This is a genomic window from Alcanivorax sp. MD8A (assembly GCF_002888555.1).
GTDB lineage: Bacteria > Pseudomonadota > Gammaproteobacteria > Pseudomonadales > Alcanivoracaceae > Alcanivorax.
In genome coordinates this window covers 135,660-157,236 of the sequence record NZ_AQOQ01000004.1, presented here as the reverse complement: position 1 = coordinate 157,236, position 21,577 = coordinate 135,660, and the positions used below count along the sequence as shown (strand labels likewise).

The window sequence follows — 21,577 nt, the reverse complement described above, 5'->3', positions numbered from 1 at the left end:
ATTCTCCAGTCAGGCAATTTCCAGTGCCTGTATACAAGTCTGCCACGGCCGGGGCCGTGGCAGACAGAGCTACACCGCTGAAATTAGCGGGTGCGCGGGCACAGTTCTTCGTCAGAGAAGAAGTAGGCCACTTCGCGGGCGGCAGACTCGGTAGAGTCAGAGCCGTGTACCGCGTTCTCGTCAATGGTCTGAGCGAAATCAGCGCGAATGGTTCCAGCCGCAGCGTCTGCCGGGTTGGTAGCGCCCATCAGGTCACGATTCTTGGTTACAGCGTCTTCGCCTTCCAGAACCTGAACAACCACAGGACCGCTGGTCATGAAGGACACCAGATCCTTGAAGAACGGGCGCTCCTTGTGCTCGGCGTAGAAACCGCCCGCCTGCTCGTCACTCAGGTGTACCATTTTCATGGCAACCACTTTCAGGTCAGCCTTTTCGAAACGGGCAACGATGTCGCCGATTACGTTCTTGGCCACGGCATCAGGCTTGATGATAGAGAGGGTGCGCTCAACAGCCATCAGTCTGTTCACTCCAGATTTGCGTTAAATGGTCCTCGGAAACCCAAACGGCTCCCCGGGGCAATGACAGGGGTGATCGGCAGACTGGCAAAGCAGCCCACGCAGCAACCCCCTGGAACCGGCGGATTATACGCAAGCAGGGCGAATTATGATACCGTTGCCGCCCGTCGGACACGCACCGCCCCGCCGTCACCGGGCCACGGCCTTTCAGCCCCCGCCTCCATTCGACAGCGCCCGCGAAAGGCGTATAATACCCGACTAAATTACTCTGGTATTCACTTACACTTCTGGACCGCAGGCGCTGATCTATGAGCCAAGCCGAACTGGACAAGCTGATTCGCTCCAATTACGAGGCCGGTTTCACCACCCAGGTGGACACCGAGACCCTGCCCCCGGGCCTGAGCGAGGATGTCATCCGCTTTCTGTCTGCCAAGAAAGGCGAGCCGGAATGGATGCTGGAATGGCGGCTGGACAGCTACCGCAAATGGCAGGAAATGCCCTCCCCGAGCTGGGCACACCTGAAGCACCCGCCCATCGATTTCAACGAGGTGTCCTACTACTCCAAGCCCAAAAGCCTGGATGACGCCCCGAAAAGCCTGGACGAAGTGGATCCTGAGCTGCTTGCCACCTATGAAAAACTTGGCATTCCTCTGCATGAGCAGGAAATGCTGGCCGGGGTTGCTGTGGACGTGGTGTTCGATTCCTCCTCGGTATTCACCACTTTCAAAGAGAAGCTGGCCGAGGCCGGGGTGATCTTTTGCTCCATTTCCGAAGCCATCAAGGAACACCCGGAGCTGGTGAAGAAGTATTTGGGCTCTGTGGTTCCCCAGGGCGACAATTTCTACGCCGCCCTGAACAGTGCAGTGTTTTCCGACGGCTCCTTTGTGTACATCCCCAAAGGCGTACGCTGCCCCATGGAGCTGTCCACCTACTTCCGCATCAACGAAGCCAACACCGGCCAGTTCGAACGTACGCTGATCATTGCCGACGAAGGCAGCTATGTGAGCTACCTGGAAGGCTGCACCGCCCCCCAGCGTGACGAAAACCAGCTGCACGCAGCAGTAGTGGAACTGGTTGCCCTGCCCGGTGCCGAGATCAAATACTCCACCGTTCAAAACTGGTACCCCGGCGATGAAAATGGCAAGGGCGGCATCTACAACTTCGTGACCAAGCGCGGTGTGGCCCACGACAACAGCAAGATCAGCTGGACCCAGGTGGAAACCGGCTCTGCCATCACCTGGAAGTACCCTTCCGTGATCCTGCGTGGCGACAACAGCATCGGCGAGTTCTACTCCGTGGCCCTGACCCGCCACATGCAGCAGGCGGACACCGGCACCAAAATGATCCACCTGGGCAAGAACACCAAGAGCACCATCATCTCCAAGGGCATCTCTGCCTCGCGCAGCCAGAACGCCTACCGGGGCCTGGTGCGCATCAGCCCCCGTGCGGACAACGCCCGCAACTTCACCCAGTGCGATTCCTTGCTGCTGGGCGATCAGTGTGGCGCACACACCTTCCCCTATATCGAGTCGAAAAACCCCACGGCCACCATCGAACACGAGGCCACCACCTCCAAGGTGAGTGATGACCAGATGTTCCTGTGTCGCCAACGCGGTATCGACCCGGAAAAAGCGGTCTCCATGATCGTGAATGGCTTCTGCAAGGAAGTCTTCAAGGAACTGCCCATGGAGTTTGCGGTAGAAGCCGGCAAGCTGCTTGAAGTCAGCCTGGAAGGCGCAGTGGGCTAGGCCCCGACACTAACTACGCCGTAGGAGCTTGCCTGCAAGCGAAACTGCATTGGCCAAGGCCAAATCGTCTGCAGGCAAGCTCCCACAGAACCCTGAATCAACCCGGAGCCGGGAAACCCGGCCCAACCGAAAGGCGCATCGAAACATGCTGGAAATTCGTGATCTGCACGCCTCCGTGGCGGACAAGCCGATTCTTAAAGGCCTGAACCTGACCGTTAATCCGGGCGAGGTCCACGCCATCATGGGCCCCAATGGCTCCGGCAAGTCTACCCTCGCCAATGTGCTGTCAGGCCGTGACAATTACGAGATCACCGGTGGCGAAGCCCTGTTCGAAGGCAACAGCCTGGCGGAGATGGAGCCGGAAGAACGCGCCCAGGCTGGTCTGTTCCTGGCCTTCCAATACCCGGTCGAGATCCCCGGGGTCTCCAATATGGAATTCCTCAAGGCCGCCCTGGAATCCGTGCGCGGCGCCCAGGGCAAGGAAGAGTGGGACTCCGTAACCCTGCTTCGCCAGGCTCGTGCCGCTTGCAAACAGGTCAACCTGGACGCCAGCTTCCTCAAGCGCGGTGTTAACGAAGGCTTTTCCGGCGGCGAAAAGAAACGCAACGAAATCATGCAGATGATGCTGATGGAGCCCAAGCTGGCGCTGCTCGACGAGACCGACTCCGGCCTCGACATCGACGCGCTGCAGGTGGTCGCCAAAGGCGTCAACTCCCTGCGCAGCCCGGAACGCGGCATCGTGCTGGTTACCCACTATCAGCGCCTGCTGGACTACATCGTCCCGGACTTCGTACACGTGCTGTACAACGGCCAGATCATCAAGTCCGGCGGCAAGGAACTGGCCCTGGAACTGGAACAGAAAGGCTATGGCTGGCTCACCGGAGAAGAGGAGTCCGCATGACCGTCTCCGCCAATGAACTGGCGCTGGAACTGAAAACCCAGGCGCTGGCAAACGCCCGTCGCAACGGCAGCGAAGGTGTGGTGCTGGATGCCCTCGAAGGCGCCAGCTTCCCGCAGCGCAAATCCGAACGCTGGAAATACACCTCGCTGCAGGCACTGGCCGATGGCCACCTTAATGGCGTCGCCGCTGGCGACATTGCCCAGCCGCTACCGGCGCTGAGTGAGTGCGTGGTCTCCATTACCAATGGCGCCCTGACCGGCAGCACCCTGCCCGACGGTGTCAGCCTGCATCACGAAAGCCCCGAGGTGAACGGCCTGGAAACCCCGTTTGCCCTGTACAACAGTGCAGTGGCACGCGCCGTGGTCCTGGAAGTCGCCGCCAACACCCGCGTTGCGCAGCCCATCCATGTGCAGATCCAGTCCGCCAGCGATGCGCCGGCACACTGCAACCCCCGCGTGATCGTCAAGCTCAACACCGGTGCCGAAGCCACCGTTATCGAGCACTACCACGCCGAGGGTCAGGCACTGACCAATGCCGTGACCGCCCTGATCACGGCTGACAATGCCAAACTGACCCATTACCGCCTGCAGGGTGAGCATGCTTCCACCCTGCACATCGGCACCCTGGTCATTGATCAGCAGGGCGTCAGCACCGTGGACAGCTACCAGCTGATGACCGGTAACCGTCTGCGCCGCAACGACGTGCACGCACTGGTGAACAAGAGTGGTGCCGAGCTGAACATGAAGGGCATCTTCGTGGTCCGCAACAAGGGCCACGTGGACAACCAGATGTGCGTGGAACACGCCGTGCCCAACTGCGAGTCCGACCAGAACTTCAAAGGTCTGGCAGGCGAAAGCGGCAAGGCCGTGTTCAACGGTCGCATCCATATTCACCCGGGTGCCAGCGGTACCAATGCCGAGTTGTCCAACAAGAACCTGCTGCTCAACGCCGGGGCGGAAATCAACACCAAGCCGGAGCTGGAAATCTACAACGACGATGTGAAATGTGCCCACGGCACCACCGTCGGCCAGCTCGACGCCATGCAGCAGTTCTACCTGCAATCCCGGGGCATCGCCGCTGCCGAAGCCAAGCGCATGCTGAGCCTGGGTTTCGTCAACGAACTGTTGATGGCCCTGCCCCACGAAAAAGTGGCCGAGTGGGCCACCCCGTGGCTGGAAGCCGAGCTGACCCAGGCCAGCCCGGCGGGAGCTGATGCCGCGTGACCGCCAAGGCACTGGATATCCACGCCCTGCGCGCCCAGTTCCCGATTCTGGACCAGCAGGTCAACGGCAAGCCACTGGTCTATCTGGACAATGGCGCCACCACCCAGAAACCAGTGGCGGTGCTCGACGCCCTGCAGAACTACTATCGCGGGGTGAACTCCAATGTGCACCGGGGCGCCCATTACCTGAGTGACGAGGCCACCGGCCAGTTCGAAGGTGCGCGCCAGACCGTGGCGGATTTCCTTAACACCAGTCGCGAAGAGATCCTCTGGACCAAAGGCACCACCGAGTCCATCAACATTGTTGCCCAGTGTGTGGCCCGCGAGCAGCTGCAGCCCGGTGACGAAGTGCTGATCAGCACCAGCGAACACCACGCCAACATTGTGCCCTGGCAGCAGGCCTGCCTGGCCACAGGCGCCACCCTCAAGGTGATCCCGCTACACGACGACTGCAGCCTGGATCTGGACGCCTTTGATTCACTGCTCAGCGACAAGACCAAAATCGTGGCCATCGGCCATGCCAGCAATGCACTGGGCACGCTGAACCCGGTGAAACACATGGTAGCCAAGGCAAAAGCCGCAGGCGCCATTACCCTGGTGGACGGCGCCCAGGCAGTGGCCCACTTCCCGGTCGATGTGCAGGATCTGGGGGCAGATTTCTACGCCTTCTCCGGCCACAAGCTGTTTGGCCCCACCGGCATTGGCGTGCTGTACGGCCGCCGCGAGCTGCTGGAAGCCATGCCGCCCTACCAGACCGGCGGCGAGATGATCGAAGTGGTCACCTTCGAAAAAAGCACCTGGAATCAGCTGCCCTACAAATTCGAGGCCGGCACCCCGAATATTGCTGGCGCTATCGGGCTGGGCACAGCGATCAACTGGCTCAACGGCCAGGACCGTGCCGCACTGGAAGCCCACGAAAACGCCTTGCTGGCCCACGCCACCGAACAGGCAAACGCCTTTGATGGCTTGAAAATCATTGGCACCGCCGCCAGTAAAGTAAGTGTGCTGTCGTTCCTGCTGGACGGTGGTCACCCGGCAGATGTGGGCATGCTGCTGGACAAACAAGGCGTCGCCGTCCGTACCGGGCACCACTGCACCATGCCGCTGATGGACAGCCTCGGTATTCCCGGCACTGTGCGGGCCTCGTTCTCGATCTATAATACTCTTGATGAGGTGGACCGCCTGTTTGCGGCGCTTGAGAAGGTGAAAACCTTTCTCTAACCCTGGCACCCACCTTCACTGTAGGAGCGTCGCTGGCGGCGCGATCAGCAAGCGCAGTTTATCGCGCCGCCAGCGACGCTCCTACGGAAGCTCAACCATGCATTACGCAAGGTAGGTAACACCCATGACGGTTCAGACCTTTACCCCCGGTCAGATCACGCTCCACCTGACCGACGCTGCCAACAAACAGGCGCTGCGTGAAATCGCCCGCGCCAATGCCGCCGGCATCCGTCTGGATCTGGACGAGTCCGGCTGCTCCGGTTTCATGTATGTGCTTGACTTCGTTGAAGACGCCAAAGACGGCGACACACTCTTCCAGATTGACGGGGTCAACCTGTACGTGCCGGAAAAGTGGCTGCCCATGCTCAATGGCCTCGTCATCGACTACGTCACCGAGGGCGTCAACAGCCTGTTCAAGTTTCGCAATCCGAATGCCACCGGCGAATGTGGCTGCGGCGAAAGCTTTACTGTCGACGAGGTCTGACCCTTGTTTGAAACAAACAAGTCACAGGAACAACGCACGGTCATCGTTCAACGTGATGTTCCGGCCCGCAAAGTCCCGGATGGCACCCGCATTACCATCCCCAAAAACAGCTTCGTCAACCTGCGCCAGGCGCTGGGCGGCACCTATACCGTGACCATCAACGGCAACATGGCCCGCATAGATGGCACCGATGCCGATGCTATCGGCCAGGAACCGCTGGAGCTGAATTTTGCGCCCGCCAACGAAGATGGCAGCGTGCGTCAGGACGACCTGGACAATACCCTGCAAACCATCTTCGACCCAGAGATTCCGGTCAGTATCAAGGAACTGGGGCTGGTCTACGGCTGCGATGTGATCCAGCGGGACGGCCAGAACGTGGTACAAATCCGCATGACTCTCACCGCACCCAACTGTGGTATGGGCCCCGTACTGGTCGGAGACGTGGAAGACCGTCTCGGCAAGGTCCCCAATGTGGACAAGGTGGAAGTGGCCCTGGTATTCGATCCACCCTGGAGCCGCGACATGATCAGCGAAGAAGCCCAACTGGAACTGGGCATTTTTTGAAGAAAGCCTGGCGCCCCCAATATTGGCTTTTCATTCTTGCGCCAGACGCCGGACTAACGGCGTCAGACCACGGAGCTCAACGACGTGTCTTTTGATATCCGCAGCATCACCCTCGGCAGTGATATCACCGCTGACGACATTGCCGAAGATCTGGAATTTCTTGACGACTGGGAAGAGCGTTACCGCTATATCATCGACCTGGGCAAGCAGCTTCCCGGCCTGCCCGACGAGCTGAAAACCGAAGACCGCTTTGTGCGCGGCTGCCAAAGCCAGGTGTGGCTGGAAACCGACTACGACAGCGACGCCGGCAAGCTGTATCTGGCGGTCGATTCCGATGCGCTGATCGTGAAAGGCCTGGCCGCCATTGTGCTCTCGGCGCTCAACCGTCAAGCCCCCAAGGCCATTCAGCAATACGACATGGACGGCTTCTTCAACCGCATCGACCTGCTTAGTCATCTCAGCCCCACCCGTGGCAACGGCCTGCGCGCCATGGTGGCCAAGATCCGTCATCAGGCCGAGCAACTTGACGGCTAAATCCACTCCCGGGTGGATTGAACGTTAACGTTTATACCGCCTGGCGGGCGCTGGAGTGCGCCTCGCTGAACTGGAACACGAAGCGTACTTCCTCCCCGTCCCCAGGTTCACAGGCCAGCAATGCGGCTTCCTCCTCAAACCAGGCCGCCACGCCCTTCACCGCCCCGGGCACCATCGCCCCCATATTGCGCTGCGAGGCATAACGAATTTCCACCAGATCGCTACCACAGCGGTTGACCACAATGGCCGGCGCACTGGCAGAAGGGTCTTTCATGTGCACGATACGTTCGTGGGTTTGCTGAAGATTGAGCAGAAAATCGATTGCATTTGCGCCGGCAGGAATGACCGCCTGATACATTTGCATCATGGGGGCGATAACCCATTCCCCGAAGTCTGCCAACAGATCATCACGGCGCAGCCCGGTTGCCCTTTCCGCTGCCGCCAACAACGCCTCCATTTCACCATCGGGGTACAGCGCAACAGGAAGATAGGTTTTCCCTTTTAGCCCTGCGTCGTTGATCACCTCTCCCCAGGTCCCTTCCCCGAGAAACTCGTCCAGGTAACGCTTGAAATTGGATACGATTGCCCCGTGCATGACAGCCACCCTGTTTGCCGGTTAATACCTATATCCAGCAAAACGCATACCCAAATGGCTACCATTCGGCCCGACAATCACACCGCCCAGCCTGGAAAAGAGACCCCCGTCACGCAGGGGTGACAATCAGGGTCACATTGTGTGATGGCAGGTCGCTTACGCCACCTGCCGCAGGCGCCCCACTGCCTCCAGCACATTGGCCACGGCCCGCTGGATATCCTCTTCTGTGGTAAAACGCCCGACTGAAAAGCGGATGGAACCATGGGCCAAGGCATCCGCAATGCCCATCGCCTTGAGAACATAGGAAGGCTCCAGAGATGCCGAGGTACACGCCGAGCCAGAAGACACCGCCACCTGATTCAGGGCGGTCATCAACATTTCGCCATCCACACCCGCAAAGGCCACATTCAGATGGCCAGGCAGACGCGGCGCTCCAGCGCCATTGATGCTGAGGCCCGGCAATCCAGCAATGCCCTCCCACAGCTGGTCACGCAGTGCGGCAATGCGTGGCCCCTCTTCCGTCGTCAAACGGCCAGCCAACGCAAACGCCTCGCCCATACCCACAATCTGATGAGTCGCCAGGGTGCCAGAACGCATGCCGCGCTCATGACCACCACCGTGGATCTGGGCCATCACCCTAACGTCAGGAGAGCGGCGCACATACAGCGCGCCAATACCCTTGGGACCATAAATCTTGTGCGCACACACAGACACCAGATCCACCGGCAATGCGCGGACATCCAAGGGCAACTTGCCAACAGTTTGGGCGGCATCGGTATGGAACAACACCCCCCTCTCCCGGCACAGCGCGCCTATTGCCGCGATATCGTTGATCACCCCGGTCTCGTTGTTGGCATGCATCACCGACACCAGCACCGTATCTTCGCGCATCGCCTCACGCACCGCGTCGACCGACACCCGGCCATCGCTGGACGGCTTGAGGTAACTCACCGGGTGCCCCTGCTGCTCCAGCCACTGGCAGGCGTCGAGAACCGCCTTGTGTTCGGTAGCAGAGGTAATCACATGGCCACCACCACGGGCATCGATCACCCCCTTGATGGCCAGGTTATTGGCCTCAGTGGCACCACTGGTCCACACCACCTCACGGGGGTCGGCATTAAGAAGATCGGCGACCTGGCGACGGGCGTTTTCCACAGCCTCTTCTGCCAGCCAACCGTACAGGTGGCTTCGAGACGCGGGGTTGGCAAAAGTCCCTTCAGGACCGAGATGGCGGACCATCACGTCAACCACCGCCGGATCGACCGGGGTGGTTGCCGCATAGTCCAGATAAACGGCTTGGCTCATGGCTGACTACAAGGAATGGTTGGCTGTGAGGCGCGAATTATAGACTACTGACGGGCAAGCGCTGCTGCTGACGATCCTGACGCATGGAAATCTGCCGCACTTCCTGGCGAGCCACCAGCTCACCCAGTGAAATACCGGTCAGGAAAGCCTGAATCTGGTCTGACAGATCGCACCAGAGGTGGTGAGTCAAACAGGTATCGCCTTCCTGGCAATCACCGTTGCCACCGCAACGGGTCGCATCCACGGACTCGTCCACCGCAGCAATAACGGCAGCCACATCAATATCCTCACTGGAGCGGCTCAGCTGATAGCCGCCACCGGGACCGCGCACACTGCTGACCAGTCCATTGCGGCGCAGCTTGGCAAACAACTGCTCCAGGTAAGAAATGGATATACCCTGACGCTCGGAAATGTCCGCCAGTGACACCGGGCCGGCGGCAGCGTGCAATGACAGATCCAGCATGGCGGTCACGGCATAGCGGCCTTTTGTGGTTAGACGCATATCCACACCTTTTTTGCGTGTATTTAACGAAAGAGACTAATAATCCCGACCGTTTTGGTCAAGTATTTAACAGATAATAAACAAGAATCATTATCGTTTAAAGTGCCACTATGGCAGAATTTCCTCCCGCTTGCCAGCAACTGTCTAAACATTGTGCAGCCGCCACCGGGAAGGCTTGACACCCGCACCTGCCTCACGGAGAATTCGCGGCCTCGAATGGCAAGGTAGCTCAGCTGGTTAGAGCACAGCACTCATAATGCTGGGGTCGGCGGTTCAAGTCCGCCCCTTGCTACCAAACGATGAAAAAGGGCTGGAGAGTGATCTCCAGCCCTTTTTTGTGGCCGCTTCGCGGCTGCTGCGCAACATGCCAGAGCGGCAAGCCACAAGCCTCAAGCTGCAATACAAGGCGAGGCTTCTGCCAAACCACTCCCTTCTGACTCCGTGCTGACAACAACTGGGTGCAGGAACGCCCCTTGAGGGGAGAGCCGCACAAACACAGGCAATCTCCCCCGCTTGGACCAGGGCGGAACAGCAGCTAATCCACGCCGATCAGATCTTGTCGACTTTGACGCCCACCGCCGACGTCATCTGAATGACGACTTCCACACCGACATGCTCTTCCTTCAGTTCCACGTCTGGCCACACGGCAAAGGGTTCCTCGCTACCGTCAGGGAAGCGCAGCGTCGCGGTGTGTTTTTCAAGATCCACCGCCGTGACCACGGCAACGATTTCATCCACTTCCGCAATCACGCCAGCCGGTTTCTGGCCCTTTTCTGCACTCTCCATGAGCAAGGCAGAGCCCAGATCGGCCCCGCTACCCGGCGGCCGGGCATAAACGACCATTTGCTCGTAAAACACCACATGAACCTTGTCACCCTTCTCCACCTGATCCAGGTTCTCTACCATCGGCCCGACGGTCAGAGTGGTGCTTTCGCCCACGTCATTCTTGAGCGTCACTTCCCGGGTGTCGTGATTGATGGCTGTGACCAGGGCAACCAGATCGAGACGACGCACTTGTGCACTGCCCGGCTCACCCTCGTTATGAATTTCCTCTGTCTGCATCGACGGCTCCGGGAGCGCATCCTCCGCAGTAGAGGCACAACCGGAAAGCCAGAGTAAAACGGCCATTGCCGCGGCAGGAAACGAAAACAGGGGGGCGATACGCATTGCCTGACTCCTTGTCAAAATGAAATCCTTTTCATCTGCCAACACGGCAGCATTGCCTGCCAGTCTAGACAAGGCGGCGGCCAAAACCTATGAACTAAAGCATGTGACCGGAGACGAAAGCAGCAGCCCCATGGAATAAGCGCACACCAGGCAATCTGGACACCTGTCACAGTGCTGTGTATGTTTTGTATTCCTCCCATCGCTGCCAGTCTTCGCCTCAAGGCTACCCCGGTACCTTGTACGATCTGGAGCACCCACTATCCGGAAGCTGTCCGGCCATCACCCAACGCCGTCGTGGTGTGGTCGCGCCGTGGGCTTTCGACAGTACGCCGGGTTCGCGCCCTTCAGGCTCAAGCGCCGATACGTGCATGCCCGCTAATAACGGAATCTCATCCGCAGTGCCATCAGAGAAAGGCACGCGTCTGAACCCTGGGGGAAAGAATGAATCGGTTTCTGATCTGTATCCTGCCTGCCACTGTGCTCACCCTCACAACGACTGCCAGCGCGCAAACGCCCGTCACACAGAACAAATGGAGTCCCAGAATCGGGGTGGAAGGCAAACCCGGCACCGATCGCAGTCTCGGCGAAGCCGATCTGTTCTTTCCTGTATGGCAGAACAACGACACCCTCCTGTTCGCCAATCTGCGTGGACGCTTCGATAATCAGGACAGCCTCGAAGGCAATGCGGGCCTGGGCCTGCGTCACATGCTGGACACGGGCTGGAACCTGGGCGGCTACGGCTATTTCGACCGTCGCAGAACACCCGGCGACAACCACTTCAACCAGGCCACATTCGGCGTGGAAGCCCTGTCCCTGAACTGGGACTTCCGGGCCAATGGCTATATTCCTGTCGGCACCACCGAGCACGAAGCGGACAGCGCCAGCGTCACGCAATTCACTGGCACGGGTTTCACCTATCGTGCCGGTGAAGAACGCAGCATGAGTGGCTTCGATGCAGAGATAGGCTGGCGACTCCCGCTATTCAAGCGCGATGCCGCCCACCAACTACGGCTATATGCGGGTGGCTACCGTTTCACTGACAGCAAGGCAGAGACGATAGAGGGGCCGCGCACCCGGCTGGACATGAATTTCAATGACGTTCCGTTTTTAGGGCAAGGGGCGCGGTTATCCCTGGGGCTGGAGCACCAGCACGATGATCCCCGTGGCAGCCAGACGTTTGGGCTGGTTCGCCTGAGCATCCCCCTCGGTGGGCCAGAACGCGGCAGCAGGCAGCCAACGCCCATGGAGCGCAGAATGACCGACCCGGTGATTCGTGATGTGGATGTGGTCAGCCAGGCCGGGGCCTACGGTCGAACAGAGCACATCACCGAAACAGCCGAAGGCAAACGCATTACGGTGCTAGACAGCACCAGCATCAGCAATGGCACAGATTTGGCCACCGCGATCAATGCCGCCGGGGCCAACACGGCCGTCATTCTCAATGGGGACTACACCGACATCAATCAGCTCGCGGTACTGCAGGACGGTCAGGACATTCTGGGGAAATCGACACTATTGGCCAAAACCCCCTCTGGGAAAATCGTCAACCTCACGACACCATCCGCCAGCATTACCGGCGAAGGCGATAATGACAGCGGCGGCCCCAACCGTTTTTTTGAGATGGCCAACAACAGCAGCCTGGTGGGCGTCCAGGCGAGCATCAGCCGAAGCGGCTCCGCTGTGATCGCCCAAATGGATAACGTGTCCAATGTTCAGATCCACGACAATGTGTTGCACTCACAGGTCTCTGCCAGCACCGCTGCGCTCTTTCTGATAAAGAACAGCCACCATATTTCCATCCGCAACAACAACGCCACGGTCGTGGCCAATGGCAGCACGGGGCAGGCGCTCGCCTTTACCGACAACAATAGCTATATCGACTTTTCCGATAATACGCTGTTCTTTTCCGGCACCGTGTCAACCGCAGATATCCATACCTACCTGCTTGCCGGAGGCGTCACCATCACCAACCTTTCAGGCACCGGTAATACCGCCAATATCGCCCGCTGCTATATCGTCAGCACCTACACCATCACCGGTGCTATCGAAACCAACGGTACCGACATGTGTCCATGAGTTTATGGGCTCAGGCACGACAAAAGCGAGGGCGTTAAAGGCAACGCGAGCGGAGCCAGGGCTAACGCCTGAACCGGACAAGCGGCCAGAGGGGAGGATCTTCCTCCCTCTGGCGAGCCGTTGACGACGAACCTGGGTTGCCCGCAGTCTCAGGGCCGGATAACGAAATAGTAGTCGTCGCTGAGCCGCAGTCTCAGGCAATCCGCAGCACCACTCGTTTCCCGCTCCCACTCCACAGACTGCACACCCAAATCGAATGCAGCAGTATTTCGTGCAATGTGTTTTAGGCGTTCAATATCGGTGGATTCGGTAATCAATACCGGGGGCGTTGGCGCACTACTGGCGCTGCTTTTTTCGCGGAACAGTTTCATCGTCTCTCTCCTTGCGCCTTCAAAGCGACAGCCTGGCTGCTTTGAGATGACGTCCGCCGCATCCACCACAGTGGGCGGGAAGGCGGTTATCGTTATTCGAGCTCCTTAACAGACCCTAATGTTGTTACCCGAATTCAGGAAAAGACGCAATTATCCCGTTTTCTCATATTCCAGATATTGCAGTGACCGGGAAGCCGTGGCCGGGACGGCACTGTCGCCCGGCCTTGCTCCTGAAGAATCATGGTCTAGAGAATGACAAGATGATTGGGCAGCTCGTTCTTCTGGCGGGTTGCGGGTACATGGGCAGCCAGCTTGTCACCACAGGCCGTTACCGTTTCCTGAAAGCCCTGTGCCGTCTGCCCGGCTTTGACCCGGGAAATGAAGGTATCCACTATCGCCTGCCATTCGTCATCACCGACATGTTGGGCAATCCCCTGGTCCGCCAGGATTTCCACATAATGTTCGGCTTCGCTGACGAAAATCAGCACGCCAGTGGCATCCCGGGTACGATGCAACCCCTGTTGCAAAAACGCGTTGCGCGCCAGGCTGGCAGCCCGCAAATGCTGCAGGCGACGCGGCACCAAACGGAACTGCAGGGGCTTCCAGCGGAACAGCACCGCCAGCACCAGCAGCATACCCCATTGCAGCAGCAGCGCCTCAAAGGCGGTCAGCCAGTGTGGCAAAAACAGCAGCGCCGCAGGGACCAGCAGAGACAGCAGCGCCGCCCACAACAAAGTGACATAACGGTAATCATCTGCCTGCGTGGCCAGCACGGTGACCAGCTCGGCATCGGTGCGTTTTTCCTGTTCGTTGATGGCCTCGGCCAATGCCGCCTGGGCGGCTTTATCCAGTAACACTACCTGTCTCCCTTACCAGCCACCGGAGGCGCCACCGCCACCGAAACCACCACCGCCGCCGCCGAAGCCGCCGCCACCAAAACCACCACCGCCGAAACCTCCTCCCCCCATGGGCATGGGCAGGAACATGAAGCCACCGCGACGACCACCCCGGCCGCCACCGCCCCCGAAGGAGAGCAGGAAGGTCAACACGATCATCACCGCCAGAATGCCCAGCGCCTTCAGCCCGGACACTTTCTGCCGTGGCTGCGGGGTGCCGGCATACTCACCCTTGATGGCAGCCAGAATCGCCGTGACACCAGCCTGGATGCCGCCATAAAACTGCCCCTGACGAAAGGCGGGCAGAATTTCCTGCTGGATGATCACGCTGGCCAGCGCATCGGTGAGCGAACCTTCCAGGCCATAGCCCACCTCGATACGCACCTTGCGGTCGTTGGGAGCCACAATCAGCAGAACACCGTTATCGTTGTCCTTGCTGCCGATGCCCCAGTGACGGCCCAGCTGATAACCGTAGTCGGCGATGTCATAGCCCTGCAGATCCGACAGGGTGACCACCACCACCTGATTCGAGGTATTCTGCTCGGCCCCCGCCAACGCCTGGGTCAGGCTCTGCGTCTGGGCCGGGGTTAACAGGCCTGCCTCATCGACCACACGGCCGCTAAGCTCGGGGAACGTCGGCGCCGCCCACAGGGGAGACGCCAACAGCAGACTGAGAAACAGGAAAACGCGCATCAGTCGAAGCTGACCGCCGGTGCCTGGTCGGCCCCTTCCGAGGTCGCCTCATAGGTCTCGCGGATGTCCATGTCGCTGTACAGGAAGCTGTGCCACAGCCGGCCCGGGAAAGTGCGAATCTCGGTGTTGTACTGCTGCACCGCCGCAATATAGTCCCGGCGAGCCACACTGATGCGGTTCTCCGTGCCCTCCAGCTGCGACTGCAACGCCAGGAAGTTCTGGTTGGCTTTCAGATCCGGATAACGCTCTGCTACCACCATCAAGCGCTGCAAGGCAGAGCCAAGCTGGCGTTGCGCCTGCTCAAACTGCTGCAGTTTTTCCGGGTTGTCCAGCAGGTTGCCATCCACCTGAATAGACCCCACCTTGGCCCGCGCCTGGGTCACATCCACCAGCACTTCCTGCTCATGACTGGCATAGCCCTTGACCGTGTTCACCAGATTGGGAATCAGATCAGCACGACGCTGGTACTGGTTTTCCACCTGGCTCCAGGCCGCTTTTACCTGCTCATCATAGGTGGGGATATTGTTGATCCCGCAGCCACTCAACCAACCCGCCAGCATTACCAGCACCACACTACGCCACAAGGCCATTACTGTGTTCTCCATTCATGTTGAATTCAGGCATCGTCCAACCAGATCGACAGCGGGGCACGACGCTTCTCCTCACGCAACGCGGCCAGCAAGCGGTCTTTGCCAGCCCGATTCAGCCGTTTGAGTCTCGCCTCCAGCTGCGAGGCCGACGAGCGATCCCCGCCGGGTACCAGCAGTACCGGCACCACAGGACGTCGCACCCGCGTGTAGCGAGCCCCTTTCGGGCTATGGTTGTGCTCATGGAAACGGCGAGCGGGTTCGGTACAGATCCCCGTGTACAGGGACTGGTCGGCACAACGCACCATATACACCCACCACTGTTGCATGCTTTTACATCTGCCCGCGAAATCATTGCTATGATGCCAGAGACGTTACAGACAACAAGGATGAAAAATGATTACGTATCTCTACTGGTTTCTTGTCGCCGCTCTGGTCATCGCCGCCCTGGTCGGTATCGGCGCTCGCGCCGGCAAGTGGAAGCCGGCCATCATCATCGCCGTGATCATCTGGCTGGTCTCCACCCTCGCCTACTATTTCTGGCTCCAACAAGTGTTCGTCAAGCGCTTTGGCGGCACCATGAGCATCACCATCCCTGAGGAACACTACCACCTCAATGCCACCTGGAAAGATGACAACCTGTGGATCGAGGACTACGACCCTGCCACCAACGAATGCATCTTCCGTGAGTATTCCCGCGGCAACATGCTGCAGGGCCGGGTGGTACTGAAGAACTGTAATCCGCTGGGCGCCCGCAACCTGCCTGCTGCCCCTGCCGCCGCCCAATAAGGGGCCACCGGCCTTCCCCTGTTCCGGGGATAGCGCTACCCTTCTGCGTTTTGAACCGGAACAGGATTCCCCATGAGCAATTCCGTCGAAACCCTGCTGTTTGCCCTGAACCTGATGCCTGAAGTGGTAGCATTTGAGCAGGTCCAGGCCGCCATTGACGAGCACTATGACTACACCCCGACCCGCTTCACCAATGGCAGCGGTGACGACATGGTGATCAATGAAGCAGGGACCAACGAGGGCTCCTGCAAGATCTTCGCGTTCGCCAAGCTGCACAACCTGAACGACGAGCAGACCCTGGCCTGCTTTGGGCATTTCTTCCGCGACCATGTGCTGAGCAACCCGGAAGGCGACGACCATGCCAACATTCGCACCTTCATGCGTCATAGCCTCAAAGACGTCCACTTCGACGGCGAAGCCCTGAAGCCACGATAATGTGAAACTCTTCGCGCTATCTTTACTGGAATTCCGCGAAGCTCAGTGCATCCCGAATGGAGACGATCAATGATGATGCGATGGATCCCCGCCCTGTTCAGTCTGTTTCTGCTTAGCCCCGCCAGCCACGCGGAGCAAAGCTGCGCCGCGGCACTGGATGTCACGGTGCGCAAGCTGCACTCGGACAAGCAGCTTGATCTGTGCGAAATGACCCGCAACCGCACCACACTGGTCGTCAATACCGCCAGCCAATGTGGCTACACCGGGCAATTCAAAGGGCTGGAAGCCCTGTACAAGGCCTACAAGGAAGATGGCCTGGTGATCGTCGGCTTTCCGTCCAACGACTTTAACCAGGAGCTGGGCAGCGAATCCGCCGTCGCCGACATTTGCTATATCAACTACGGGGTCACCTTCCCCATGGCCGCCACCAGCTCGGTGAAAGGTGATCAGGCCAACGCCGTGTTCCAGGTGCTCAATGCCGCCACGCAAGCGCCGGGCTGGAACTTCAACAAGTATCTGGTTTCTGCCAACGGTGATGTCATCACACACTTCCCCTCCTCTGCCCAACCCCGCGGAGGAGAGCTGGAAACCGCCATTCGCCAGGCACTCGGCAAACCACCCGAGGGCCAGTAGCCGCCTGCGGCGGACCCTGATATGGTGGATAATTCCACTCACAACCTGGGATCAGTCCCGTGAAGGTTCGTAATAGCAAGGAAATACAGCGTCATCGCCTGGAACGCGATATGCAACGATTCCTGGCAGAAGGTGGATCCATTCAGGAGGTCGCCTCCGGCGTCAGTGGTGCCGACCCCATCAGCGGCAAGGGCCACCAGACGGTGCTGTTCAACGGCCCCAAAGAGCCTCGTCGCACCGACCTGACCCAGGTTGCAGCCACCATTGATTCACGCAAGGAAGCGCGAAAACACAAGCCAAAACGCCAGCGTCTGGCCCCCCGACCACGTCGCAAGCTGGTCTACGATGATTTTGGCGAACCCCTGCGCTGGGTATGGCAGGAAAACTGATTCAACCACTTTGTTAATCTTGAAAGAGGACAGGCAATGAAACGGCTAGGGCTGTGGTTCGTGCTATTGGTCTTGGGGCAAACCGTGCAGGCGGACATCATCGAAACGCAAATCACTCTCCCCGACAATCTGGGTACCGGGGTGATGTACCTGAACGACAAACAGAAAAACCCCTCCGCAGGCGTGATCGTTATCCACGAATGGTGGGGGCTGAACGACTACGCCCGTGCCCGTGCCCGCATGCTCGCCAAACAAGGCTATGCAGCGTTGGCCATCGACATGTATGGCACCGGCAAGGTGGCCACCCACCCCAAAGACGCCAAGGCCTTCATGGAAGCCGCCATGGCGGACCCTGAAAAGATGAATCAACGTTTCCAGGCCGCCCGCACCCTGATGCTTAAACAACAGCAGGTCGATCCGGCACGGCTGTATGCCATTGGCTACTGTTTTGGCGGAGGGGTGGTTCTGCATCAGGCGCGCAGGGGCACAGACCTGGCGGGTGTCGCCAGTTTCCACGGCAGCCTCGGCACAGAACAGCCCGCCAAGGCCGGCGAGGTCAAAGCCCGGGTGCTGGTGGCCACCGGTCAGGCCGATCCCATGGTGCCTGCCGAGCAGGTCAGTGGTTTTGTCTCCGAGATGACCGCCGCTGGCGTCGACCTGCAACTGCTCAGTTTTCCCGGCGTGAAGCACAGCTTTACCAACCCCGGTGCCGACGCAGTAGCAGAACGCTTTGACATGCCGGTGGGCTATGACGCCCATGCCGATCAGGCCAGCTGGGAGGCCCTGATGGACTTCCTTGCCGCCACCCCGGAATAAAGCACCAACACGGGGCATTCCCAACCCGAATGCCCCATTTTAAATCGCGCCTTCCCCTCAAACCTCCCCACCCCACCAGGCCCCAACAGCTAACCCGCTGAATTCCTTGGCAATGAAAAGGTTGGCACCCCACTTGCAGCACACTCCGTCGAGGAATCGAATGGCCACGCTGCCATCACGCACTCAATACAATTTGCACCAATAGACAGCTAGGGTTCCGGTCACCTGCTTCAGGGTGATGCCTGGTCCGAGAGCTGGCGACCTTCACAGACTGACTTGGCAGAAGGTTACACGGCGGGACAAAAGCCCGGGAGAGCACGATGACAGCAGTGTCATTGGATTCCTCTCCGTCCGTAGCCAAGGAGGTCTGACATGACCCGTTCCGTACGCAACACCGCTGCCGCCGCAGCACTTTCCCTGTTTGCCGTCCTGACCCCGGCCAGTGCCATGGCCAAAGACTCCTTCAGCATTTGCTGGTCCATCTATGTGGGCTGGATGCCCTGGGACTTCGGTGCCCAGCAGAAAATCGTCGACAAATGGGCTGACAAGTACGACATCGAGATCGACGTGGTGCAGATCAATGACTACGTGGAATCCATCAACCAGTACACCGCCGGTGCCTATGACGGCTGCGCCATGACCAACATGGACGCCCTCACCATTCCGGCTGCCGGCGGCGTGGACTCCACCGCCCTGATCGTGGGGGACTTCTCCAACGGCAACGACGGTGTGGTACTGAAAGGCACCGACAAGCTGGCCGATATCAAGGGCCAGAACGTGAACCTGGTAGAGCTGTCCGTTTCCCATTACCTGCTGGCCCGTGCCCTCGATACGGTTGGCCTGAGCGAGAAAGACCTGACGGTGGTGAACACCTCAGACGCCGATATGGTCTCAGCCTTCACTACGGACGATGTCACAGCGGTCGCTACCTGGAACCCGCTACTCAGCGAAATCACGGCCATGCCAGACAGTCACAAGGTGTTCGACTCGTCGAAGATTCCCGGTGAAATCATCGATCTGATGGTGGTCAACACCGACACCCTCAACGCCAACCCGGACTTCGGCAAGGCACTGACCGGTGCCTGGTACGAAATCATGGCCACCATGTCCGCCGACAACGAGGCAGGCAAGGCCGCCCGTACCTTCATGGCCAAAGCCTCTGGCACCGACCTGGCCGGCTATGAGGCGCAACTGGCCTCCACCCGCATGTTCTATCAGCCCAGCGAGGCCGTTGCCTTCGTCAACAGTGCTGAGCTGAAAGACACCATGCAGAAAGTCGCGGAGTTCTCGTTTGAGCACGGCCTGCTCGGCGAAGGCGCACCGGATGCGGGTTTTGTGGGCATCGAAACCCCGGCCGGGGTATTCGGTAGCGACAGCAACATCCAGCTGCGTTTCATCCCGGACTACATGGCCATGGCGGCCGACGGAACGCTGTAAGAGAAAAACGTCAGACGTCTGAAGCCGGGCGTCTGACGTCTAACAGGCTGTTAAACCACACCGGGATTCATCATGAAGAAACTGATCAACCGCCGACCCGGCAACGCCTTGAGCTGGGCGTTGGGGCTACTGCCATTCCTGCTGCTGATAGTCGCCTACATGGTGGCGTCTGATGCACGCTTGGCGGAGAACCCCAACGACAAGCTGCTGCCTGCACTGGACAGTTTTGTTCAGGCCATCGACCGCATGGCATTCGAACCCAGCAAACGCAGTGGTGAATATCTGCTTTGGGCCGATACGCTAGCCAGCCTGCAACGGCTCGGCATCGGTGTTGCCATTAGTGCCCTGGTAGCGGTGGTGGTCGGTATTGGCAATGGCACTATTCCGCTGGTGCGTTCCACCTTTTCGCCACTGGTAACCGGCCTCTCGCTGGTCCCACCCATGGCGATCCTGCCGGTGTTGTTCATTATTTTTGGTCTGGGCGAACTGGCCAAGGTCATGCTGATCATTATCGGGATTACCCCCTTCATGATCCGGGACCTGCAACAGCGAGCACGGGAAATTCCCGCCGAACAAATCATCAAGATGCAAACGCTGGGCGCCAATACCTGGCAGATCATCACCCGACTGGTGTGGCCACAACTGATGCCGCGACTGATCAGTGCGGTGCGCCTGTCACTGGGCCCGGCATGGCTGTTCCTGATTGCCGCAGAAGCCATCGCCGCGACGGAAGGGCTTGGCTACCGGATTTTTCTGGTGCGCCGGTATCTGGCCATGGATGTGATCTTGCCTTACGTGGTGTGGATCACTTTTCTGGCGTTTGTCATCGACTTTTTACTCAGCCGCTATTCGCAATGGCGCTACCCCTGGTTCCACCAGAAAGGGCACTAAGGAGCGATACCCATGGCGATTATCGAAATGAAAAACCTGTGGAAGGAATACGGCGATCAGGTCGTCCTGGAACGTCTTAACGCCACTGTCGAGGAGGGCGAGTTTGTCACCATTGTCGGCGCCTCCGGCTGTGGCAAGACCACCTTCCTCAAACTCTTGCTCGGCACCGAAGACGCCACCCGCGGCGAACTGCTGTTGGATGGCCAGCCTCTCCCGGCCGAACCTGACGCCAGCCGGGGCATCGTGTTCCAGCGTTACTCCGTGCTCAACCATCTCACCGCAGTGGAAAACGTGATGCTGGGAGGCGAGCTGGAAAGCAGTCGCTGGCTCGGTATCAGCGTAGGTAAAAAACGCAAACAGCTACGCAAGGATGCCCTGGAGATGCTCGAGTCCGTGGGACTCGGCCCGGCTGCCGACAAGTACCCTCATGAATTGTCCGGGGGCATGCAGCAACGTCTGGCGCTGGCCCAGGCACTGATCAAGCGTCCACGCATCCTGCTGCTGGACGAACCTTTTGGCGCACTGGATCCGGGCATTCGTGCCGACATGCACAAGCTGGTGCTGTCCCTGTGGAAATCCCAGCGCCTCACGGTGTTCATGATCACCCATGACATCACCGAAGGGTTTTATCTGGGCACCCGCCTGTGGGTCTTCGACAAACCCCGGCTGGATCCGCAAGCCCCCGGGGCCTATGGCGCCCGTGTGACTTATGACCTGCCGGTAGGCGATTGTGAGAACGGCACCCTGACCAGCATCAACCAGCGCGTGACCCGCACCAGTCGCGTGCTTAACGACACCCTCTGAAA

The 21,577-nt window shown here is 59.2% G+C and carries 26 protein-coding genes, 1 tRNA gene and 1 riboswitch; of the genes, 17 read left to right on the top strand and 10 right to left on the bottom strand.

Going from position 1 to position 21,577, the window contains the following annotated elements; genetic code table 11:
- Window positions 1–83: 83 nt before the first annotated feature.
- The gene (ndk, locus tag A15D_RS03720) at window positions 84–515 is read right to left on the bottom strand and encodes a nucleoside-diphosphate kinase (RefSeq protein ID WP_022986933.1); all 432 of its coding nucleotides are present in this window, start codon (window positions 513–515) and stop codon (window positions 84–86) included.
- Between the two features lie 308 nt (window positions 516–823).
- On the opposite strand from ndk, the gene sufB reads away from it, so the two are divergent.
- From sufB to A15D_RS03685, 7 genes are all read left to right on the top strand, one after another.
- The gene (sufB, locus tag A15D_RS03715; RefSeq protein ID WP_022986932.1) at window positions 824–2,263 is read left to right on the top strand and encodes a Fe-S cluster assembly protein SufB; all 1,440 of its coding nucleotides are present in this window, start codon (window positions 824–826) and stop codon (window positions 2,261–2,263) included.
- 145 nt (window positions 2,264–2,408) lie between these two features.
- A complete protein-coding gene (gene sufC / locus A15D_RS03710; protein WP_022986931.1) occupies window positions 2,409–3,164 on the top strand; it encodes a Fe-S cluster assembly ATPase SufC in 756 nt (251 codons plus the stop codon).
- Window positions 3,161–4,387 carry a Fe-S cluster assembly protein SufD gene (gene sufD, locus A15D_RS03705; protein WP_022986930.1) on the top strand — a complete coding sequence of 409 codons (1,227 nt, stop codon included), beginning with the start codon at window positions 3,161–3,163 and terminating at the stop codon, window positions 4,385–4,387. The genes sufC and sufD overlap by 4 nt, the downstream gene beginning before the upstream one ends.
- Window positions 4,384–5,607 carry an aminotransferase class V-fold PLP-dependent enzyme gene (locus A15D_RS03700; protein ID WP_102790824.1) on the top strand — a complete coding sequence of 408 codons (1,224 nt, stop codon included), beginning with the start codon at window positions 4,384–4,386 and terminating at the stop codon, window positions 5,605–5,607. Before sufD ends, A15D_RS03700 begins: the two co-directional genes overlap by 4 nt.
- 124 nt (window positions 5,608–5,731) lie before the next feature.
- Window positions 5,732–6,091 (top strand): iron-sulfur cluster assembly accessory protein, encoded by a 360-nt coding sequence (locus A15D_RS03695; RefSeq protein ID WP_022986928.1) that lies wholly within the window; start codon window positions 5,732–5,734, stop codon window positions 6,089–6,091.
- Window positions 6,092–6,094: 3 nt separating this feature from the next.
- Window positions 6,095–6,655, top strand: a complete 561-nt coding sequence (gene sufT / locus A15D_RS03690; RefSeq protein WP_022986927.1) for a putative Fe-S cluster assembly protein SufT — start codon at window positions 6,095–6,097, stop codon at window positions 6,653–6,655.
- A gap of 84 nt (window positions 6,656–6,739) precedes the next feature.
- Complete coding sequence (locus A15D_RS03685; protein ID WP_102790823.1) at window positions 6,740–7,189, top strand: SufE family protein; 450 nt, start codon at window positions 6,740–6,742, stop codon at window positions 7,187–7,189.
- Window positions 7,190–7,220: 31 nt separating this feature from the next.
- On the opposite strand, the gene A15D_RS03680 is transcribed toward A15D_RS03685, so the two are convergent.
- From A15D_RS03680 to iscR, 3 genes are all read right to left on the bottom strand, one after another.
- Complete coding sequence (locus A15D_RS03680) at window positions 7,221–7,784, bottom strand: heme NO-binding domain-containing protein (protein ID WP_102790822.1); 564 nt, start codon at window positions 7,782–7,784, stop codon at window positions 7,221–7,223.
- 156 nt (window positions 7,785–7,940) lie between these two features.
- On the bottom strand, window positions 7,941–9,089 hold the full coding sequence (locus A15D_RS03675; RefSeq protein WP_102790821.1) for an IscS subfamily cysteine desulfurase: 1,149 nt from the start codon (window positions 9,087–9,089) through the stop codon (window positions 7,941–7,943).
- A gap of 37 nt (window positions 9,090–9,126) precedes the next feature.
- On the bottom strand, window positions 9,127–9,591 hold the full coding sequence (gene iscR, locus A15D_RS03670; protein WP_022986923.1) for a Fe-S cluster assembly transcriptional regulator IscR: 465 nt from the start codon (window positions 9,589–9,591) through the stop codon (window positions 9,127–9,129).
- A gap of 218 nt (window positions 9,592–9,809) precedes the next feature.
- Between iscR and A15D_RS03665 the strand changes: the two genes are divergently transcribed.
- Window positions 9,810–9,886: transfer RNA gene (locus A15D_RS03665), tRNA-Met, on the top strand.
- A gap of 254 nt (window positions 9,887–10,140) precedes the next feature.
- Here A15D_RS03665 and A15D_RS03660 read toward each other — a convergent pair.
- The gene (locus A15D_RS03660; RefSeq protein ID WP_102790820.1) at window positions 10,141–10,758 is read right to left on the bottom strand and encodes a hypothetical protein; all 618 of its coding nucleotides are present in this window, start codon (window positions 10,756–10,758) and stop codon (window positions 10,141–10,143) included.
- Between the two features lie 441 nt (window positions 10,759–11,199).
- On the opposite strand from A15D_RS03660, the gene A15D_RS03655 reads away from it, so the two are divergent.
- Window positions 11,200–12,834, top strand: coding sequence for an inverse autotransporter beta domain-containing protein (locus tag A15D_RS03655; protein WP_102790819.1), 1,635 nt, complete (start codon window positions 11,200–11,202; stop codon window positions 12,832–12,834).
- 149 nt (window positions 12,835–12,983) lie between these two features.
- Here the strand turns inward: A15D_RS03655 and A15D_RS03650 are convergent, their stop codons facing one another.
- The 5 genes from A15D_RS03650 to A15D_RS03630 form a co-directional block, all read right to left on the bottom strand.
- Window positions 12,984–13,205, bottom strand: coding sequence for a hypothetical protein (locus tag A15D_RS03650; protein ID WP_102790818.1), 222 nt, complete (start codon window positions 13,203–13,205; stop codon window positions 12,984–12,986).
- 245 nt (window positions 13,206–13,450) lie between these two features.
- Window positions 13,451–14,062, bottom strand: coding sequence for a TPM domain-containing protein (locus A15D_RS03645; protein WP_102790817.1), 612 nt, complete (start codon window positions 14,060–14,062; stop codon window positions 13,451–13,453).
- A gap of 12 nt (window positions 14,063–14,074) precedes the next feature.
- Window positions 14,075–14,794 carry a YgcG family protein gene (locus A15D_RS03640; RefSeq protein WP_102790816.1) on the bottom strand — a complete coding sequence of 240 codons (720 nt, stop codon included), beginning with the start codon at window positions 14,792–14,794 and terminating at the stop codon, window positions 14,075–14,077.
- Window positions 14,794–15,384 carry a LemA family protein gene (locus A15D_RS03635; protein ID WP_199175746.1) on the bottom strand — a complete coding sequence of 197 codons (591 nt, stop codon included), beginning with the start codon at window positions 15,382–15,384 and terminating at the stop codon, window positions 14,794–14,796. Before A15D_RS03635 ends, A15D_RS03640 begins: the two co-directional genes overlap by 1 nt.
- Before the next feature lie 26 nt (window positions 15,385–15,410).
- Window positions 15,411–15,710: a GIY-YIG nuclease family protein gene (locus A15D_RS03630; RefSeq protein WP_022986916.1), complete on the bottom strand. Its 300-nt coding sequence runs from the start codon at window positions 15,708–15,710 to the stop codon at window positions 15,411–15,413.
- A gap of 67 nt (window positions 15,711–15,777) precedes the next feature.
- Here A15D_RS03630 and A15D_RS03625 point away from each other — a divergent pair, with 67 nt between their 5' ends.
- The 8 genes from A15D_RS03625 (at window position 15,778) to A15D_RS03590 (ending at window position 21,575) form a co-directional block, all read left to right on the top strand.
- Window positions 15,778–16,170, top strand: a complete 393-nt coding sequence (locus tag A15D_RS03625; RefSeq protein WP_102790814.1) for a hypothetical protein — start codon at window positions 15,778–15,780, stop codon at window positions 16,168–16,170.
- A 72-nt stretch (window positions 16,171–16,242) separates the two neighbouring features.
- Window positions 16,243–16,605 carry a HopJ type III effector protein gene (locus A15D_RS03620; protein WP_022986914.1) on the top strand — a complete coding sequence of 121 codons (363 nt, stop codon included), beginning with the start codon at window positions 16,243–16,245 and terminating at the stop codon, window positions 16,603–16,605.
- Window positions 16,606–16,674: 69 nt separating this feature from the next.
- Window positions 16,675–17,238: a glutathione peroxidase gene (locus tag A15D_RS03615; protein WP_102790813.1), complete on the top strand. Its 564-nt coding sequence runs from the start codon at window positions 16,675–16,677 to the stop codon at window positions 17,236–17,238.
- A gap of 59 nt (window positions 17,239–17,297) precedes the next feature.
- Complete coding sequence (locus A15D_RS03610) at window positions 17,298–17,627, top strand: hypothetical protein (RefSeq protein ID WP_031227189.1); 330 nt, start codon at window positions 17,298–17,300, stop codon at window positions 17,625–17,627.
- A 36-nt stretch (window positions 17,628–17,663) separates the two neighbouring features.
- Window positions 17,664–18,443 carry a dienelactone hydrolase family protein gene (locus A15D_RS03605; protein ID WP_102790812.1) on the top strand — a complete coding sequence of 260 codons (780 nt, stop codon included), beginning with the start codon at window positions 17,664–17,666 and terminating at the stop codon, window positions 18,441–18,443.
- A gap of 198 nt (window positions 18,444–18,641) precedes the next feature.
- Window positions 18,642–18,759, top strand: a riboswitch (guanidine-I (ykkC/yxkD leader).
- A 56-nt stretch (window positions 18,760–18,815) separates the two neighbouring features.
- Window positions 18,816–19,880 (top strand): putative urea ABC transporter substrate-binding protein, encoded by a 1,065-nt coding sequence (locus tag A15D_RS03600; protein WP_102790811.1) that lies wholly within the window; start codon window positions 18,816–18,818, stop codon window positions 19,878–19,880.
- Between the two features lie 72 nt (window positions 19,881–19,952).
- Window positions 19,953–20,771, top strand: coding sequence for an ABC transporter permease (locus tag A15D_RS03595; protein WP_102790810.1), 819 nt, complete (start codon window positions 19,953–19,955; stop codon window positions 20,769–20,771).
- Window positions 20,772–20,783: 12 nt separating this feature from the next.
- Window positions 20,784–21,575: an ABC transporter ATP-binding protein gene (locus A15D_RS03590; RefSeq protein WP_102790809.1), complete on the top strand. Its 792-nt coding sequence runs from the start codon at window positions 20,784–20,786 to the stop codon at window positions 21,573–21,575.
- Window positions 21,576–21,577 lie beyond the last annotated feature (2 nt).